Consider the following 17,223-nt stretch of genomic DNA (forward strand, 5'->3'; position numbering starts at 1 on the left):
GAAGCTTTTGTTTTTCATTTGAATGTGCAGCAGGGCGCCTCAGGCCAGCGCCCGGTCCACCAATACCTGCAACCGCCCCTGGGAGCAGCGTTCCACGCGTGCCTGCACGCCATAGACGTCTGCCAGCAGGTCCGGCTTGAGTACGTCAGCCGGGGCGCCGCAGGCGATTACCCTGCCCTCGCGCAGCACCACCAGCCAGTCGGCGTGGCTCGCCGCCAGGTTGATGTCATGCAGTACTGCCACGGCCAGCAACCGGTGCGCCTGCACGCGCTCACGCACGGCGTCCATCACCCGCAACTGGTAATGCAGGTCCAGTGCACTGGTGGGCTCGTCCAGCAGCAGCACCTGGGGGTTGCGCGCCAGCAACTGGGCCAGGGCCACCAGCTGGCGCTGGCCGCCCGACAGGCTGTCCAGCGAGCGCTCGGCCAGCCCTTCGATACCCAACTGGCGCAAGGCTTCGAAAGCATGGCCCAACAGGTTGTCGCTACTGCCCACGCGCAGGGCGGCAACGATGCTTTCGAGCACGCCCAGGGCAATGCCGGGGGGCAGTTGCTGGGGCATGTAGGCCAGGCGCCGCGAGCGCTCGGCAAAGCCCAGCCGAGTGACGTCCTGGCCGTCCAGGTTAAGGCCCCCGCGCATGCGCTCCAACCCCGCCAACGCACGCAGCAGGGTGGACTTGCCTGCGCCGTTGGGCCCCACGAGTGCCACCAGGCTGCCGGCCGGGAACGCCGGCATGCTCACCTCGTGCAGAATCTGCCGTGCCCCGTAGGCTACCGATACCCCTTCGATCAACAGGCTCACAGTTTTCTCCCCCGGCGGAACACCAGCACCACGAAGATCGGCACCCCGACCAAAGCAGTGACGATACCCACCGGCACAATCACGCCGGGCATGATCGCCTTGCTGGCAATGGAGGACAGCGACAGCATCAACGCCCCCACCAGCGCACTGGCGGGCAACAGGAAACGCTGGTCCTCGCCCACCAGCAAACGGGCGATATGCGGGCCCACCAGGCCGACGAAGCCGATGGTGCCAACGAAAGCCACCGCAGTTGCCGACAGCAGGCTGATGCGCAACAGGGAGGCAAAACGCAGGCGGCGGGTGTCCACACCAAAGCTACGGGCGCGGTCCTCGCCCATGCGCAGCAGGGTCATGGCCGGCGCGGCGCGCAACGAGAACGGCAGCAGTACCGCCAGCACCAGTGCCAGAATGGCGAGCTTGTCCCAGTTGGCCCGGGCCAGGCTGCCCAAGGTCCAGAACACCAGTTGCTGCAGTACATCCTCGGTAGCCAGCAGTTGCAGCAGTGAGACCAATGCGTTGCAGCTGAACACCAGGGCAATGCCAAACAGCACCAGGCTTTCTACACCAGCGCCACGCAAGCGCGACATGGCCTGCAGCAGCACCACCGACAGGCAGGCGAACACGAACGCCATCACCGTGACCTGTACCCCCGGCGCCATCCAGGCGATGCCCAGCGGGTAGGCGATGGCCAGCGACGCGCCCAGCGCGGCAGACGATGACACCCCCAAGGTAAAGGGGCTGGCCAGCGGGTTGTCGAGGATCGCCTGCATTTCCGCGCCCGCCAGCGACAACGCTGCCCCGACCAGCACCGCCATCAGCGCGTACGGCAGCCGCACGTTCCAGATGATCACCCGCTCGGTGGCACTGAGGGTGGCCGGGTCGAACACCCCCTGCACCAGGCGCCCCAGGCTCATGCCCGACGCACCGCTGGCCAGGTCGCACAGCACCGAAACCAACAGCAGCAATGCCAGGGCGCCCACCAGCCAGGTGCGCCGCCACAGCACCCGGCGGTAGTGCCAGGCAGCCTGCTGGGCGCCGGGCAGAGCCTGCGCGGTCACTTGGCGTCGACCCAGTACTGGCCGTCCAGGCCTACCTTGAGCATGCGGTTGATTTCAGCCATGGTCGCCTGCGGGTCGAGGTCCTTGAAGCGTTCAGGGTGCACCCAGCGTGCCATGGCTTCGATAGCCAGAATATTGAACGGCGAATTGTAGAAGTCATGCCACAGGCCATGGGCCTCGCCCGCCTTGATCGGCCGCAGCGGCGCGAATTCGGGGCGAGCGGTGATCTTGGCCAGGCTCTGGCGCGCCGTCTCGGTAGATACGCCAGCGCCCAGCAGCACGCCGGGGGCGCGGTTACCGGTGGCGATGTACACATCCGGGTCGGCCTGCAGCACGTACTCCACGCTCACATCACCCAGCGCGCCGGGTACCACGTCAGCGCCAATGTTATGACCGCCCACGGCCTGGACCACGCTGCCCAGGCCGCTTTTGCCGGTGGTGTGGCCAGGCGCCTGCCATACCCCTGCCAGCAGTTCCAGAAACACCTTGGGCCGTTCACTGTCCTTGAGCCCGGCCACCGCATCGGTCACCCGTTTCAGGTGGCGATCGTACAGGCTCAGGTACTCGGCAGCTTCCTGCTCGCGGCCCAGCACCGTGCCGAGCGCCTCCATGCTGACCCGCGTGTTCTTGATAGGGTGCACGCGGAAATCGATGAACAGCACTGGCACGCCAGCCTGCTCCAGCAGGTCGGCCACGGGGCTGTGCTGGGTGGGCCCTTCACCGGCGATGCTGAAGATGGCCAGGTCCGGCTTCAGGCCCAATATCTGCTCGGCGCTCACGCTTTGCTCGGAGGCCTGGCCAATCAGCGGCAGCTTGGCGATTTGCGGGTACTTTTGCGCATACACCTGGTAGGTGTGCGGGTCCAGCAGGCGCATGTCGTTCTGCCAGCCGACCACCCGCTGGAACGGGTCGTCACGGTCCAGCAACGCCAGGGCGAAGAACAACCTGCCCTCGCCCAACACGATGCGTTGCGGTGTGTGGTCCAGCTTTACACTGCGCCCAAGCACGTCGGTGACTTGCAGGGCACTGGCCGGTTGAGTGAAGCCGAGGCAGGCTGCCATCAGCAGCAAGGCAGGCAGCACGCGCTGCCAAAAACGGGGGAATACGCACATCGGGGTATCCTCTGGAAGAGAATCAGTCGCAACGGAGCCGGCCATTCTAGCCAGCCACCTGCGCTGCCGATGTGCGCGAATGTATTCGCGCGCAGCCGCGCCATTACATTCCATTACCCTAATCGCCTGCTACCAGGTCAGGCAGATCTTGCCGAAATGGCGATTGCTCTCCTGATAGCGGAACGCCTCGACGATCTGCTCCAGCTCAAAATGCTTGTCCACCACTGGGCGCAAGCCGTTGGCGTCAATCGCCCGCACCATCGCCTGTTGCTGCGCGCGGCTGCCTACCAGCACCCCCTGCAGGCGAATCTGCCTCACCAGTGCCTGCACCAGCGGCAGTTGCCCGGCCACGCCGGTCAGAATCCCGATCAGCGATACGTGTCCGCCGATGCGCGCGGCAATCATGGACTGTTCCAAGGTGGCCGGCCCGCCCACCTCTATTACATGGTCAACACCGCGGTTGTCGGTCAATGCCCGCACCTTATCGCCCCAGGCCGGGGTCGAGGTGTAATTAATGAGGTGGTCGGCGCCCAGCGCCTTCAGGCGCTCGAGCTTGGCATCGCTGGACGAGGTGGCGATAACCGTGGCACCAGCCAGTTTGGCGAACTGCAGGGCGAAGACAGACACGCCGCCCGTGCCTTGCACCAGTACCGTGTCGCCTGGCTTGAGGCGGTCGTCGCTCATCAACGCCCGCCACGCCGTCAGGCCTGCGGTGGTGAGAGTGGCGGCCTCGGCATGGCTAAAGCCCTTCGGGGCCCGGGTGAACGCCGTGGCAGGCGCCGTTACCTGCCCGCGGGCATAGCCGTCCAGGCCATCGCCAGGCACCCTGGCAAAGCCTTCGACGTTGGCCTGGCCGTCCAGCCAGTCAGGGAAGAAGGTGCTGACCACGCTGTCGCCTGCCTGAAACTCGGTCACCCCACTGCCCACTGCCACCACTTCACCGGCACCATCGGCCATGGGGATGCGCCGCTCACTGGGGCCCCACATGCCGCTGACCACGGCAAAGTCATGGTAGTTGAGCGAGCTGGCGTGCAGGCGCACGGTAATCTCGCCTGCGCCAGGTGCCGCTGCCTCGCTGGTGCCGACTTCGACCTTGTCGTAGCCGCCGCCCGGCTGAACGTAGATGGCCTTGCTGATCATGGATGGTTGCTCCATTCAGGGGAAAGGGTGCGGGTGAGCATAGACGGGCTGGTCAACCCAGCATCGCCCTCAAGGCGTGGCAATCGGCAGCGTGGCGGTCGGCAAGCCCGGGCCAGGGGTTTTCCGGCAGGTTCACCAGCACCGTCCCGGCGCCGGCTGCTCGCCCACACGCCAGGTCGAAGCGGTGATCGCCCACCATCACCAGTTCGCTGGGGGCGACGCCCCAGGCGCTGGCAATTTTCAGCAACCCGTCGGGGCTCGGCTTGGGCGCGGCTTCGTCACGCCCAAGAATCTGTGATACCGCAAAATAGTCTGCCAGGCCGATGGCCTCGAGGGTCACGTGCGCCAGCTCACGGGCATTACGGGTAAGAATACCCAGGCGACAGCCGCGGCCCGCAAGCTCACGCACCAGGTCCACTGCGCCATCGGCAGCCGTCGAGGCATGGGCCAGCTCACGTTCGTGCGCCAGCAGCCAGGCATGCTTGGCGGCTGCTTCGTCTTCGGGCAGGGCGGCCAAGTGGGTGAGGATGTCGGCTGCAGGCGGGATATCGAGCGCCACGCGGATGGCTGCAAAGTCATGCACCGCCACCGTCAGGGTGCCGTCCATGTCGAACACCCAGTGGCGAACCCCGCCCAGGTTCATGCCCAGTCCTTGCGGTGGCGGATCAACCCTTCCTGGCTGGAAGAAGCCACCAGTTGCCCGGCCTGATTGAAGATGCTGCCGCGGCAGAAGCCACGGGCGTTGCCGGCCCACGGGCTGTCAGTGGCATACAGCAGCCACTCGTCTGCACGCAGGTTGCCGTGGAACCACAGCGAATGGTCCAGGCTGGCGATCTGCATGTCACGCTGCCACACCGACTTGCCATGGGGCAGCAGCGAAGTGGTCAGCAGGCCGAAGTCCGAGGCGTAGGCCAGCAGGTATTTGTGCAGGGCGGGGATGTCTGGCAGTTTGCCGTCGGCGCGGAACCAGGCGTACTTCACCGGGTCGCCGGGCTTGGGGTTGAACGGGTCACGCTCGGTCACCGGGCGGATCTCGATGGGCTTGGCGCATAGCACCTTGTCACGGATGCGCTCAGGCAGCTGCTCGGCCATGGCACTGGCCAGCTCCACCTCGGTAGGCAGGTTTTCCGGGCCGACCACATCGGGCATTGGTGCCTGGTGGGTGAAACTCTCTTCGTCGTACTGGAACGAGGCGCTGCAGGTGAAAATGGTCTGGCCTTTCTGGATCGCCGTCACGCGCCGGGTGCTGAAACTGCCACCATCGCGCACCCGGTCCACGGAATACACCACTGGCAAGCTGGCATCGCCCGGGCGCAGAAAGTAGCCATGCAACGAATGCACGTGGCGGGCGTCTTCCACAGTCTGGCTGGCGGCCGACAGCGACTGCCCCAGCACCTGGCCACCGTAGAGCTGGCGGAAGCCCAGGTCCTGGCTGCGCCCGCGGAACAGGTTTTCTTCGATGGGTTCGAGGCTCAACAGGTCGACCAGGTCGTCCAACACATGGCTCATCGGTGGGGTTCTCCTTCTTGGCGAGCCTGGCTCGCGGTGCGCCAGCTGGCGGCGCATGATTCAACGGCGCTGTACCGGCAACGGCCAGCGCCTTCCAATGCGGGAAATAATACAGGGTTTGACAGCACTGCCACCCCTGGCGGTTCAGTCGGTGCGCAGGGTCTGCTCCCAGCGGGCGCGGTCGATACGGTAAAGCACGTGCGGGCGCAAGGGGTGGCCGGCAGCAATGCGGGGGTGCTCGAAACTGCCTGCCTCGTCCTGCTGCATACCGATGGCCTGCATGACCTTTTGCGACGGCAGGTTCAGCTGGCTGGTGAACGACACCACCTCGTTCAACCGTAACTGGGCGAAGGCGCAACGCAGGCACGTCCAGGCCGCCTCACTGGCAAACCCCAGGCCCCAGTGGCGGCGGGCAAGCCGCCAGCCTATCTCCACCGCCGGGGCAAAGGGCGCGTCGAAGTTGACCTTGAGCAGGCCGGCCATGCCAATGAATGCCCCGCTGTCCTTGCGCTCCAGCGCCCACAGGCCGAAGCCGTACTCATTGAAGTGGCCCCGCAGGCGGCCAATCAGCCCGGCGGCCTCCAGCCGGGTCAGCGGCGCCGGGAAGTACCGCATCACCTGCGGGTCTGCGCACAAGGCAGCGAACTCGCGCAGGTCATCGTCATGCCATTGGCGCAATACCAAGCGGGCGCTTTCCAGTTGCAGGATGGGGGTCATTGCGGGTTGCTCCGGTCACGGCATGCTTGAGGCAAGTTTAGCGCTGGCAGCGATCAGGGGGTGCCACACGCCTGGCATGAGATGCCCGATTGCCCGAGAAAGTGCACCCTCGATAATGGCAAGATCGCCACTGCCCCCAGAATGTGAGCGCCCCATGCCGTTGCCGCTGATCTATCACGAAGACTACAGCCCGGAGTTTCCGGCAGACCATCGCTTTCCAATGGAAAAATTCCGCCTGCTGCACGATCACCTGGTCGACACCGGCCTGACGACCGACCAGGCGCTGTTACGGCCAGAGATCTGCCCGGTCGACATTCTGGCCCTGGCCCACGACCGCCACTACATCCAGCGCTACATGCAAGGTGAACTGCCCCGCGAAGACCAGCGGCGCCTTGGCCTGCCCTGGAGCGAGGCGCTGGCCAGGCGTACCGTGCGGGCAGTCGGCGGCTCGCTGCTCACCGCAGAAATGGCCTTGCAGCACGGCGTTGCCTGCCACCTGGCGGGCGGCACCCACCACGCCCATTACGACCACCCGGCAGGCTTCTGTATCTTCAACGACCTGGCCGTGATCAGCCGCTACCTGCTGGAAGCAGGCCGTGTGCACCGGGTGCTGATCTTCGACTGCGATGTGCACCAGGGCGACGGCACCGCACGTATCCTGCAGGACACCCCGGAAGCCATCACCGTGTCGCTGCACTGCGAACAGAACTTCCCGGCACGCAAGGCCCACAGTGACTGGGATATCCCCCTGCCGCGAGGCATGGGCGATGAAGCCTACCTGAAGGTGGTGGACGATGCCTTGAACTACCTGCTGCCGCTCTATCAACCCGACCTGGTGCTGTATGACGCCGGCGTGGATGTGCACAAGGACGATGCATTGGGCTACCTGCAACTGACAGACGCAGGCGTTGCCGCACGTGATGAAGCGGTACTGCGGCATTGCATGGGGCGGGACATTCCGGTGGCAGGCGTTATAGGGGGTGGCTACAGCAAGGACCGGGCGGCCCTGGCCCGGCGCCACGGTATTCTGCACCGCAGTGCCGCGCAGGTTTTGAGTTGTTCACAATGACTGTGGAACCGCTTGTGGATAACCTGCGCGAAAGACGCTGCAGGCCTTACCAATCAATGCCTGCAGAGACATGATCATTTTTTGAGCAGTACGCCCAGAGGTGCGGTTGCGCTAGAATGCGCCACTTTTCCACAGCCTGTTGCCTACCATGCCTGACCGTACCTGCCCCCCATCCCCTCCCGCCGTCGTCATCGGCGCAGGCCCTGCCGGCCTGATGGCAGCCGAAGCCCTGGCCCAGGCGGGCTTGGCTGTGGAGGTGTTCGACGCCATGCCCTCGGTAGGGCGCAAGTTCCTGCTGGCTGGCGTGGGGGGCATGAACATCACCCATTCCGAGGCTTACCCGGCGTTCGTGGGCCGTTATGCCGAGCGCCAGCGCGAGATCGACGCCCTGCTGCGTGGCTTCGATGCCGACGCGTTGCGCCAGTGGATACATGGCTTGGGCATCGAAACGTTTGTGGGCACCTCGGGCCGGGTTTTCCCCAGCGACATGAAAGCCGCCCCTTTGCTGCGCGCCTGGCTCAAGCGCCTGCGCGACACCGGGGTAGTTATCCACACCCGCCATCGCTGGCTCGGCTGGAGCCCCGAGGGCGCGCTGCGGCTTGCTTATCCACAGGGCGAACGGCGGGTAGAAGCGGCTGTGGTGGTGCTGGCGCTGGGCGGTGGCAGCTGGGCGCGCCTGGGCTCTGATGGCAGTTGGCAGGCGTTGCTGGCGCAGCGGGCTGTGGATATCGCCCCGTTGCAGCCCAGCAACTGCGGCTTCGAGGTTGAGGGCTGGAGCGCACTGCTGCAACAGAAGTTCGCCGGTGCACCGCTGAAGAACATTGCCCTGAGCGTGCCGGGCAGCCCCCCACGCAAGGGCGAGTTCATTCTGACGGCGCAAGGTGTGGAAGGCAGCCTGGTGTATGCCTGGTCGGCAGCCGTACGCGAAGCCATCAACCGTACCGGCCAGGGGCAGTTGTTGCTGGACCTGCTGCCGGACAAGCCTGTGGACAAAATTGCCCAGGCCCTGGCCAGGCCCCGCGGCTCGCGCTCCATGGCCAGGCATCTGCAAGGTCAGCTGGGTATCGATGGGGTCAAGGCAGCCTTGCTGCGCGAGCTGACCGATCAGGCTACGTTTGCCAACCCCGATGCATTGGCCCGGGCGATCAAGGCCTTGCCAATCACCCTGGTGCGCACACGCCCCCTGGATGAAGCCATCAGCAGCGCGGGCGGCGTACGGTTCGAAGGGCTGGACGAGGGGTTGATGGTCAAAGGCATGCCGGGAGTGTTCTGTGCCGGCGAGATGCTCGACTGGGAGGCGCCGACTGGCGGCTACCTGCTGACCGCGTGCTTTGCTAGCGGGCTGCGCGCAGGGCGCGCAGCCGCGCACTGGTTGGCCGCCCGGCGAGGGTAATGGGCGCCGCGCAGCGGCGCATCGCGAGCTACGCTCGCTCCTACAGGGTCAGGGCTTGCGCTTGCGGGGGCCGCCGTTGAAGCTGGGCACCTTGCGCACAGCCTTCACTGCCGGTTGCGCACTGCCCGCCTCGGCACTGTCCATCCAGCGGCCCAAACCGCGCTTGGCGCTGGTTTCCTTGGGCTTTTTGGGTTTTTTCGGCTTCTTGATCACCTGGCCACTGGCATCGGTCAACGGTACCCGGTGCTCGGGGATAAAATCCGGCTCCTCGTGACGCGGCAGGCTTTGCCGGGTCAGCACTTCAATGGCGCCCAGCAGTTGCACCTCGTCTGCACACACCAACGAAATCGCCTCACCGGTGTTGCCAGCGCGCCCGGTACGGCCAATACGGTGGACGTAATCCTCCGCAACGATGGGCAAGTCCAGGTTGACCACCAGCGGCAGGTCATCGATGTCCAGGCCACGGGCGGCTACATCAGTGGCCACCAACACCTGCACCTCACGTGTCTTGAAACTGTCCAGCGCACGCTGGCGCGTCGCCTGTGGCCGGTCACCGTGGATGCCATCGGCATTCACGCCCTCGGCCAGCAGCCGCTCAACCAACTGATCGACGCCGTTACGGGTCTTGGCGAAGACCAGCACCTGCTTCCAGCGCTGCTTGCGCAGCAGGTGGCAGAACAGGTCCGGCTTGCGCTTCTTGTCCACCGGCACCACCCATTGCTTGACGCTGGCAGCCGTGGCGTTGCGCGGGCTTACCTCGATGCTCAGCGGGTCCTTCAGGGCGAGCCCCGCCAGCATGCGGATCTGGTCCGAGAACGTGGCCGAAAACAGCAGGGTCTGGCGCTTGCGCGGCAGTGCGGCGTAGACCGATTGCAGTTCTTCGGCAAACCCCAGGTCAAGCATGCGGTCCGCTTCGTCCAGCACCAGCGTCTGTACCTGGTTGAACTTCACTGCATTCTGGCGGAACAGGTCGAGCAGCCGGCCAGGGGTGGCCACCAGCACGTCGACACCACGGCGCAGACGCATCATCTGCGGGTTAATACTGACACCGCCATACACGGCATACGTGCTCAGGGGCAGGTTTTCGGCATATTCCCGCACGTTGTTGTGCACCTGCTCAGCCAGTTCGCGGGTGGGCACCAGCACCAGGGCGCGAATCGAGTTGGGCGCGACCTTCTCGCCTTCCAGCGCCAGGCGCTGCAGCACAGGCAGGGCAAAGCCTGCGGTCTTGCCCGTGCCGGTCTGGGCCGCGGCCATCAGGTCGCGACCGGCCAGCACGGCGGGGATGGCCTTGGCCTGCACCGGGGTGGGGGTGGTGTAGTCCAGTTGCTGCAGGGTGCGCAGCAGCGGTTCGATCAGGCCGAGTTTGGCGAAATTCATGGCAATACCATCAGGGGGTTCAGCGAAGGCGGCAAGTCTACCGCATCACCCCGGCCTACTTGCAGGTTTCACCGGTAGCCGGAGGCGCCTTGCGCCACTGCGGCAGGCCGATCAGCACCACCGCCCCGATGATCACGGCCATCGCCACGCACTCCTCGGCACCGATGTGCTCCCCGGCAAAGGCGATGCCCAACAGCACGGCGACCGCCGGGTTGACGTAGGCATAGCTGGTGGCGGCCGCCGGGCGTACATGCTTGAGCAGGTACAGGTAGGCACTGAACGCCAGAATGGAGCCGAAGAACACCAGATACGCCAGCGCCCCCCAGCCAGCAACGGTAGGCATGTGCGTCATGCGCTCGCCCGACAGCAGGCTGCCCACCAGCAGCACAGCGCCGCCAACCAACATCTGCGCAGCACTGGCCATAGGCCCCTGGGGCATCGGCAGGCGCTTGCTCCACACCGAGCCAAACGCCCAGGACGCTGCCGCAAAAATCAGCAAAGCCGCGCCCATCGGGCTGGCCTGCAGGTTGGACCCCAGGTTCAACAGTGCGATACCCAGCAGCCCCAGCGCGATGCCTGCCCATTCCAGCCTGGAGTTGCGATAGCCGAACATCAGGCCGAACAGCAAGGTGAACAGCGGTACGGTTGCCACCGCCAGCGCGGCCACCCCGGACGCCACCCCGGCATGCTCGGCCACAGTCACCGCACCGTTGCCACAGCTGAGCAGCAGAAAGCCGACGGCGCCCGCTGCCCGCCACTGTACCCACGTTGGCGCGGGGGCTCCGCGCCAACGCATGAAGCCATACAACAGGCTACCGGCGATCACAAAGCGCACACCCGCCATGAGCATCGGCGGCCAGCTTTCCACACCGATGCGGATGAACAGGTAAGTGGACCCCCACACCAGGTACAAGGCCAGGAAGGCGCCGATCAGCACCAGGGGAAAGCGACGGGGGGCAGGCATGGGCACACTCGAAATCCGTTTACGGGTGGTGCAGTGTAACGGCGCCGGCTGGGCGCGCTACGTTACAGAGCGGGGCGAAATCAGCAGCACACTTGGCTGTTTTCAGCAGTACCTGGCCAACGCCTCGCGAACCTTGGCAGCGGGCGTTTTCTGCAGGCGGCACAGCAGGTCGTGGGACAGCTGTTGCACACCATGGCTCTGGCGCAGCACACCCGCCAGGTGTTGCAGCAGGTTGGCGGCCATCTCGGCATCGGCCATGGCCCGGTGAGCAGTGCCGGTTTGTGGCAGCCCGGCCCAGCGGGTCAGGGTGCCCAGTTTGTGGTTGGGGGCCGCTGGCAACAAGCGCCGCGACAGTAACAGGGAGCAGGCGAACGACTGGCTGCGGCTACGGCCAATGCGGCCCAGCTCGTAGTCCCAGAATTTCTGGTCGAAGGAGGCATTGTGGGCCAGCAATGGCGTGGCCCCCACGAATTCGGCGACTTCGTTCATCACCAGGTCCACCGGCGGCGCCTGGCGCACCATGGCCGTGGTGATGCCCGTGAGGCCGGCGACGAAGGCCGGCACCGGCACGCCAGCGTTCATCAGGCTTTGATAACGCGCCACGATGCGGCCGCGCTCCAGCATCACCACCGCCACTTCGGTGGCGCGGCAGCCAGTGCCCGGGGATATGCCGGTGGTTTCAAAGTCGATGACAGCAATACGTTCCATGGAAAACCTAGTGTTTGAGCAACAGCGCGCCCTCGATGGGCACATAGCGGGTGGCAGCGCGGATCAGTGACAGGGCTGTCAGCCCGGGCACACCATACACCACAGCGTCGGCGCCGTGGCGCTGGATGACACGCTCCAGCAGCAGGTCGAAATCCCCATCGCCCGACGCTAGCACCACCTGGTCCACACGGCTGGCCGCATCGATCACATCCAGGGTGATCCCCACATCCCAGTCGCCCTTGGCCGACCCGTCGCTGCGCTGAATGTAGGGCTTCAGACGTACCTCGAAGCCGAGGTTGCGCAAGATCTGCTGAAACTGTTGCTGCTTGCTGTCGCCACGGTCGATGGCGTAGGCGAACGCCTCGACGATCTGGCCTTCACGGCTGACCTGGTTCCACAAGGCGGTGTAGTTGAAATGGCAACCGTGGGCCTGGCGCACGGTGTAGTAGAGGTTCTGCACATCGGCGAACAGCGCGATCTTCTTCACCTCGGCACCTCTGGTCTGGCTCAATGACAGGAGGGCGCCATGCGCGCCCCACACAAGCCAGCAGTATGCCAGACCTGTCAGACGTAGGAGTCGTCGTCGTCGAAGAACCCGCCCTCGTCGCTGCCGTAGTCGGCATCGGAGTAACCGCCCTGATCACTGCCCCAGCCGCCATTGTCGGCCACCTGCTGCTGACCACCCTGGTCGTTCCAGCCACCATTGTCGCTGGCCGGTGACGGTTCTTCCTTGATTACCTCGACCACCTCTTCAGGCTGCGAGTTGTGGTTGAACAGGCTGCTGATGCCTTGCGCCAGCAACACGCCCCCCGCTACACCTGCGGCGGTCTGCATGGCGCCGCCCAGGAAGCTGCTGGCACCACTGCGGGCAGGGGCTGGGGCCGCGCCAACACCAGGTTGCTGGGCCTGCGGCTGAGAAAAGCCTGGGGCCGACGGCTCGCGCCAGCCCCCAGCGGACGGTGCTACGGGGGCCGCAGCAGGCCGTTGCGGCTGCGCAGCCGGGGCTGCACTGCGCCCGCCCGTGCCGAAGATGCTCGACAGAAAACCGCCGCCGCCCGAGCTAGGCGCGGCATTGCCTGCCTGCGCAGCCTCGGCCTGGGCGCGCGCTTGCTTGAGCTCGGCCTGCAGTTGCTTGTTCTGCTCGTCCAGCTGCTTGATGGCAGCCTCTTGTACCAGAATCGCCTGGGCCATGTAGTACGGGGCCGCCGGCTGCTGACGTAGGTGCGCTTCGATGCAGGCCATGGCCTGGGCATCGCGAGGCTGGTTCGGGTCCTCGGCTTGCTTGATGCGGCCAAACAGGCCATCGATCAGGGTTTGTTCTTCGGTATTCATGGGCGACCTCGTGGGTAGCAGGGCAACGGACAGCCTCAAAGATGGGGCGTGACGGCGCCTGATTCAATCACCTGCGCCGTGAAACTTTTTTCAGCAAGTGACAGCTCCAGGCGTGCTTTGGGCTAAAGTTACCGCCCTGTTTCAATTGCCATGCGATGTTGACCGATGAATCCGCTGAGCGTCCTGCGCGACTCCCTGAGTTTCTTTTACCGCCACCTCGGCGCCATCCTGCCGCTGTGTTTGCCACTGGTGGTGGTGGAAGCCCTGATCACTCAACTGCTGTACCGCCAGCTGGGCGACCAGGCTTCACCGGCCTACGGCATGCTGATCAGCTTGCTGTGCTACCCGCTGTACAGCGCCGCACTGATCCTGTTTCTCGACACCCGCAGCAACGGCCAGGTGGTGGCCAACCGCGACCTGCTCGCCCGCGCCGTGCAACTGTGGCCACCGCTGGCGCTGCTGATTCTGATCAGCTCGCTGTTGATCATGGCGGGCCTTGCCCTGTTCGTCATTCCGGGTGTGTGGATCATGGTGAACCTGGTGTTCGCCGAATACCTGCTGGTACTGCGCGGCCTGCCGACAGTGCAGGCCATGCGCGAGAGCGCCCGCATGACCACGGGCCATTTCATGCGCATTCTGGTGTGCATGGTCGGTGCACTGGCACCGATCTGGCTGATCGATGGGCTGATGCTGCTGGCCCTGCCCGACCCGTCCCCTGGCACAGAGCTGATCATGGACAGCCTCAGCGGCTTCCTGCAGTTGTACAGCACCGTGGTGCTGTACCGGCTGTTCATGCTGCTGGAGGGCCAGCAGGCAGCGTGAGGCGACAAGGGAAAGCCTTCGGCCTGCTGGGGTTTGGCACGCTGCATTAGCGTGCCTATCTCCAACAGGCTTTCGAGGAACCCCCTATGGATAGCGCCATTGAGGCACATTTCGCCCGTTCGTTTCGCGCCCGGCTGTACATGCGTGTAGCCAACAGCACTGTGCCACTGCGCCTCAGCCGCAGTTCAGACAAGTTCAGCTGGGGCGTGACCCCTGAGGATGACTGGCTGCAAGCCGGTGGGCGGCAAGACTCACCACTGATGGACTTCCATTACCTTTCAGCTACCGATGACCGCCTGCACTACAACATTACGGTTCCAGGGCGCCCACAAACCAAGAAACTGGGGGTGAGCCGTAATGGCTACCTGGGCTTCTACTGGCATGCCGAAGTAACGGATCCCTGGAAGATCGAACCGCTGCGCCAGACTGACGAAGGGCTTGTCTGCCACTTGCGCGACCACCGCGGGTATCGCGTAGGGGCTATCAAGGACACGCCGCACCACAGCGGTGAGTGGGTGGCGTTGCTGAATGTGGAGGAAGGGGATGTGTACAACTTCTTGCTCAGGCAGGAGGGTTGAGGGGTCGGGGGCCGCCTTGCGGCCCCTCCCGGTTCACGTTCCTCGCGGCTTGGCCCGCGCTGTCGCCTCGGCCACCAAAGGGTCGTCCGGCCAGTAATGCTTGGGGTACCGCCCCTTCAGGTCCTTTTTCACCTCGGCATAGGTTGTCCGCCAGAAGTTGGCCAGGTCCTGCGTCACCTGCACGGGCCGCCGTGCAGGCGAAAGCAGGTGCAGCTTCACCTGCTGGCGGCCATTGGCAATGCGTGGGGTGTCCGCCAGGCCGAACAGCTCCTGCAGCCGTACGGCCAGAATCGGCGGGTTCTCGCTGTAGTCCAGGCGAATACTGGAACCTGACGGTACACGTAGGTGGGCCGGGGCCTGCTCTTCCAGCCGCTGTGGCAGCGGCCATGGCAACAGGTTGCGCAGCAGCGTTGGCAGGTCCAGGGCAGCAAAATGGCTCAAACGCGAGACTTTGCCCAGATAGGGCTGTAGCCAGTCTTCAAGGCCGTCGAGCAAGGCCTGGTCAGTGAGGTCCGGCCATTCGCTGCTCGCGCTCTGGGCCATGTCCAGCTGGCGCAACAACGCCACCCGGGCTTGCCACTGACGCAGGTCAGGGGTCCAGGGCAACAGGTTCAAGCCCTTGCGCCGCACCAGCCCAAGCAATGCCCGGGCGCGTGCGTCGTCGTCCAGGCCAGCCAGCGGTTCGCGGCTGAGTATGAGCGCCCCCACTTTCACCTGCCGCTCGGCACGCAACACCTGCTCGCGCTCATCCCAATCGAGAACGTCCACCCGCTGCACCTGGTCGGCCAGCACATCGTCCAGCAGGGCGGGGTCGAACTCGGCAGCCAGGTAGATCCGTTCCTCCCGCTGGCCCTGGCGGCTGCCCAGGTCCGCGACCACCAGCCACGGGCATTTCATCAGCGCGTCACTTTCGGCAAACAGGGCGGCACGGCCATTCGCCAGCCGGTACTCCGCACTGCCTTCGCGGCGCTGCTGAGCAATGCGGTCGGGGTAGGCGCATGCCAGCAGCGCGCCCAACCAGCGCGGATGATCGGGGTCAGCCACGGCGTGACGGGCATTACCTTGCAAGAGGTTACGGTACTGGCGCGACAGCTGCCGGGCACGTTGAACGCCGCCCTGGCCACTACGGCCGGCGTTGTGCTCACCGCTGACCAGCGCCAGCCGGCTGTGCAGGTCTGCACCGCCGCCGCGCTGGATATCCCGCTCCCCCAGCAGCGCGGCCACGTCACAGGCCATGCGCGACAACCCCAGGGCTTGCCCGCGCAGCAGCAGGTGAGCGATGCGTGGGTGTGCGGGCAACTCGGCCATCGCCTGGCCGTGCTCACCAAGGTGGCCCTGGCTGCCCGGCTTGAACGCCCCCAGCCGCTGCAGCAGGTCCTGAGCCTGGGCGAACGCAGCGGTGGGCGGCTGGTCGAGCCAGCACAGTTGGCCAGGTGTCACGCCCCACCGGGCCAGTTGCAAGGCCAGGCCAGCCAGGTCGGCCTGCAGAATCTCCGCACTGCCATGGGCGGCCAGTTGGTCGTGCTGGGCCTCGGACCACAGGCGGTAGCACACCCCGGGCTCCAGGCGGCCCGCGCGGCCCGCACGCTGGGTAGCACTGGCGCGGGAAATGCGCTGGGTATCCAGGCGGGTCATGCCGCTGCCTGGGTCGAAGCGCGGCACCCGCGACAGCCCGGCATCAATGACCACGCGTACGCCTTCGATGGTCAGGCTGGTTTCGGCGATATTGGTTGCCAGCACCACTTTGCGTCGCCCGTCCGGGGCTGGGTTGATCGCTGCCCGCTGGGCACTGAGGTCCAGTTCACCGTGCAACGGGCACAGCAAAACCTCGGGGCGATCCGCCAAGGCCTCCTCCAGGCTCTGATGGACGCGGCGGATCTCCGCCTGCCCCGGCAGAAAGACCAGCAGGCTGCCGGCCTGGTCGGCCAGGGCATTGAGCACACTGTCGACGACCCGAGGCTCGATGAACTCACCCGGCTGAAACGGCCGCCCCCAGCGGATGTCCACGGGGTACATGCGCCCCTGGCTGCTGACCACTGGCGCATCGCCCAACAGCCGAGACAGGCGCTCCCCTTCAAGGGTGGCCGACATTAGCAGAATCTTCAGCGGCGGGTCGTCACGCAGTAGCTCCCGACCGTTCAGGCCAAGGGCCAGGGCCAGGTCGGCATCCAGGCTGCGCTCGTGGAATTCGTCGAAAATCAGCAACCCCACCCCCTCCAACGCGGGGTCGGCCTGCAAGCGGCGGGTCAGGATGCCCTCGGTCACCACTTCGATGCGCGTCGCAGGCCCTACCTTGCTGTCCAGCCGAATGCGGTAGCCCACCGTTTCGCCCACCTTTTCCCCCAGCTCGCTGGCCAACCGCTCGGCAGCAGCCCGAGCTGCCAGGCGGCGCGGTTCGAGCATCAGGATCTTCTGGGTGCCCAGCCAGGGTTCATTCAGCAATGCCAGCGGCACACGGGTGGTCTTGCCGGCGCCGGGCGGTGCTTCGAGCACCGCTTCATCACGGGCTTGCAAGGCTTGGCGCAGCGCAGGCAAAACGGCATCGATCGGTAAAGAAATCATGGTGGCCCTCGAACAGAGACGCGAGTATAACGGCGAACCGACCCTGCTCTATCATGGTCTTAGCTGTTGGTTGCGGGC

The 17,223-nt window shown here is 65.4% G+C and carries 17 protein-coding genes; 4 read left to right on the forward strand and 13 right to left on the reverse strand.

What is annotated here, in order from left to right:
- Positions 1 to 39 precede the first annotated feature (39 nt).
- From APH25_RS08910 to APH25_RS08940, 7 genes are all read right to left on the reverse strand, one after another.
- Positions 40 to 801, reverse strand: coding sequence for an ABC transporter ATP-binding protein (locus APH25_RS08910; RefSeq protein ID WP_060481662.1), 762 nt, complete (start codon positions 799 to 801; stop codon positions 40 to 42).
- Positions 798 to 1,859: an iron ABC transporter permease gene (locus APH25_RS08915; RefSeq protein ID WP_060481663.1), complete on the reverse strand. Its 1,062-nt coding sequence runs from the start codon at positions 1,857 to 1,859 to the stop codon at positions 798 to 800. The genes APH25_RS08910 and APH25_RS08915 overlap by 4 nt, the downstream gene beginning before the upstream one ends.
- Positions 1,856 to 2,971 (reverse strand): ABC transporter substrate-binding protein, encoded by a 1,116-nt coding sequence (locus tag APH25_RS08920; protein WP_060481664.1) that lies wholly within the window; start codon positions 2,969 to 2,971, stop codon positions 1,856 to 1,858. Before APH25_RS08920 ends, APH25_RS08915 begins: the two co-directional genes overlap by 4 nt.
- A 129-nt stretch (positions 2,972 to 3,100) precedes the next feature.
- The gene (locus tag APH25_RS08925; protein WP_060481665.1) at positions 3,101 to 4,111 is read right to left on the reverse strand and encodes an NAD(P)-dependent alcohol dehydrogenase; all 1,011 of its coding nucleotides are present in this window, start codon (positions 4,109 to 4,111) and stop codon (positions 3,101 to 3,103) included.
- A gap of 52 nt (positions 4,112 to 4,163) precedes the next feature.
- On the reverse strand, positions 4,164 to 4,754 hold the full coding sequence (locus tag APH25_RS08930; RefSeq protein ID WP_028632712.1) for an HAD family hydrolase: 591 nt from the start codon (positions 4,752 to 4,754) through the stop codon (positions 4,164 to 4,166).
- Entirely contained in the window at positions 4,751 to 5,620 is an 870-nt protein-coding gene (tesB, locus tag APH25_RS08935; protein ID WP_028632713.1) for an acyl-CoA thioesterase II, read from the reverse strand. Before tesB ends, APH25_RS08930 begins: the two co-directional genes overlap by 4 nt.
- 144 nt (positions 5,621 to 5,764) lie before the next feature.
- Positions 5,765 to 6,337: a GNAT family N-acetyltransferase gene (locus APH25_RS08940; protein WP_028632714.1), complete on the reverse strand. Its 573-nt coding sequence runs from the start codon at positions 6,335 to 6,337 to the stop codon at positions 5,765 to 5,767.
- A gap of 154 nt (positions 6,338 to 6,491) precedes the next feature.
- Between APH25_RS08940 and APH25_RS08945 the strand changes: the two genes are divergently transcribed.
- Both APH25_RS08945 and APH25_RS08950 read left to right on the forward strand, forming a co-directional pair.
- The gene (locus APH25_RS08945) at positions 6,492 to 7,406 is read left to right on the forward strand and encodes a histone deacetylase (protein WP_060481666.1); all 915 of its coding nucleotides are present in this window, start codon (positions 6,492 to 6,494) and stop codon (positions 7,404 to 7,406) included.
- A 148-nt stretch (positions 7,407 to 7,554) separates the two neighbouring features.
- On the forward strand, positions 7,555 to 8,799 hold the full coding sequence (locus APH25_RS08950; protein WP_060481667.1) for a TIGR03862 family flavoprotein: 1,245 nt from the start codon (positions 7,555 to 7,557) through the stop codon (positions 8,797 to 8,799).
- Between the two features lie 48 nt (positions 8,800 to 8,847).
- Here APH25_RS08950 and APH25_RS08955 read toward each other — a convergent pair whose 3' ends face one another.
- The 5 genes from APH25_RS08955 to APH25_RS08975 all read right to left on the reverse strand — a co-directional run bounded on the left by APH25_RS08955 (position 8,848) and on the right by APH25_RS08975 (position 13,183).
- Complete coding sequence (locus APH25_RS08955) at positions 8,848 to 10,179, reverse strand: DEAD/DEAH box helicase (protein ID WP_060481668.1); 1,332 nt, start codon at positions 10,177 to 10,179, stop codon at positions 8,848 to 8,850.
- Between the two features lie 55 nt (positions 10,180 to 10,234).
- Positions 10,235 to 11,143, reverse strand: a complete 909-nt coding sequence (yedA, locus tag APH25_RS08960) for a drug/metabolite exporter YedA (protein ID WP_060481669.1) — start codon at positions 11,141 to 11,143, stop codon at positions 10,235 to 10,237.
- 102 nt (positions 11,144 to 11,245) lie between these two features.
- Complete coding sequence (locus APH25_RS08965) at positions 11,246 to 11,851, reverse strand: PolC-type DNA polymerase III (RefSeq protein ID WP_028632719.1); 606 nt, start codon at positions 11,849 to 11,851, stop codon at positions 11,246 to 11,248.
- 7 nt (positions 11,852 to 11,858) lie between these two features.
- Positions 11,859 to 12,338, reverse strand: a complete 480-nt coding sequence (locus tag APH25_RS08970; RefSeq protein WP_028632720.1) for an NYN domain-containing protein — start codon at positions 12,336 to 12,338, stop codon at positions 11,859 to 11,861.
- A gap of 77 nt (positions 12,339 to 12,415) precedes the next feature.
- Positions 12,416 to 13,183, reverse strand: coding sequence for a DUF2076 domain-containing protein (locus APH25_RS08975; RefSeq protein ID WP_028632721.1), 768 nt, complete (start codon positions 13,181 to 13,183; stop codon positions 12,416 to 12,418).
- A 165-nt stretch (positions 13,184 to 13,348) separates the two neighbouring features.
- Between APH25_RS08975 and APH25_RS08980 the strand changes: the two genes are divergently transcribed.
- A complete protein-coding gene (locus tag APH25_RS08980; protein ID WP_060481670.1) occupies positions 13,349 to 14,005 on the forward strand; it encodes a YciC family protein in 657 nt (218 codons plus the stop codon).
- 86 nt (positions 14,006 to 14,091) lie between these two features.
- On the forward strand, positions 14,092 to 14,583 hold the full coding sequence (locus APH25_RS08985) for a hypothetical protein (protein ID WP_060481671.1): 492 nt from the start codon (positions 14,092 to 14,094) through the stop codon (positions 14,581 to 14,583).
- A 33-nt stretch (positions 14,584 to 14,616) separates the two neighbouring features.
- On the opposite strand, the gene hrpB is transcribed toward APH25_RS08985, so the two are convergent.
- A complete protein-coding gene (hrpB, locus tag APH25_RS08990; protein ID WP_060481672.1) occupies positions 14,617 to 17,145 on the reverse strand; it encodes an ATP-dependent helicase HrpB in 2,529 nt (842 codons plus the stop codon).
- Positions 17,146 to 17,223: the final 78 nt, after the last annotated feature.

This window comes from Pseudomonas sp. NBRC 111119, from assembly GCF_001320125.1.
Classification (GTDB): domain Bacteria; phylum Pseudomonadota; class Gammaproteobacteria; order Pseudomonadales; family Pseudomonadaceae; genus Aquipseudomonas; species Aquipseudomonas parafulva.

Bases quoted from the DNA above. Each gene is read 5' to 3' on its own strand.
- APH25_RS08930 (WP_028632712.1), bottom strand. From the start codon at position 4,754: ATGAACCTGGGCGGGGTTCGCCACTGGGTGTTCGACATGGACGGCACC.
- APH25_RS08975 (WP_028632721.1), bottom strand. From the start codon at position 13,183: ATGAATACCGAAGAACAAACCCTGATCGATGGCCTGTTTGGCCGCATC.
- APH25_RS08985 (WP_060481671.1), top strand. From the start codon at position 14,092: ATGGATAGCGCCATTGAGGCACATTTCGCCCGTTCGTTTCGCGCCCGG.
- APH25_RS08925 (WP_060481665.1), bottom strand. From the start codon at position 4,111: ATGATCAGCAAGGCCATCTACGTTCAGCCGGGCGGCGGCTACGACAAG.
- APH25_RS08940 (WP_028632714.1), bottom strand. From the start codon at position 6,337: ATGACCCCCATCCTGCAACTGGAAAGCGCCCGCTTGGTATTGCGCCAA.
- hrpB (WP_060481672.1), bottom strand. From the start codon at position 17,145: ATGATTTCTTTACCGATCGATGCCGTTTTGCCTGCGCTGCGCCAAGCC.
- APH25_RS08980 (WP_060481670.1), top strand. From the start codon at position 13,349: ATGAATCCGCTGAGCGTCCTGCGCGACTCCCTGAGTTTCTTTTACCGC.
- yedA (WP_060481669.1), bottom strand. From the start codon at position 11,143: ATGCCTGCCCCCCGTCGCTTTCCCCTGGTGCTGATCGGCGCCTTCCTG.
- tesB (WP_028632713.1), bottom strand. From the start codon at position 5,620: ATGAGCCATGTGTTGGACGACCTGGTCGACCTGTTGAGCCTCGAACCC.
- APH25_RS08955 (WP_060481668.1), bottom strand. From the start codon at position 10,179: ATGAATTTCGCCAAACTCGGCCTGATCGAACCGCTGCTGCGCACCCTG.
- APH25_RS08945 (WP_060481666.1), top strand. From the start codon at position 6,492: ATGCCGTTGCCGCTGATCTATCACGAAGACTACAGCCCGGAGTTTCCG.
- APH25_RS08965 (WP_028632719.1), bottom strand. From the start codon at position 11,851: ATGGAACGTATTGCTGTCATCGACTTTGAAACCACCGGCATATCCCCG.
- APH25_RS08920 (WP_060481664.1), bottom strand. From the start codon at position 2,971: ATGTGCGTATTCCCCCGTTTTTGGCAGCGCGTGCTGCCTGCCTTGCTG.
- APH25_RS08950 (WP_060481667.1), top strand. From the start codon at position 7,555: ATGCCTGACCGTACCTGCCCCCCATCCCCTCCCGCCGTCGTCATCGGC.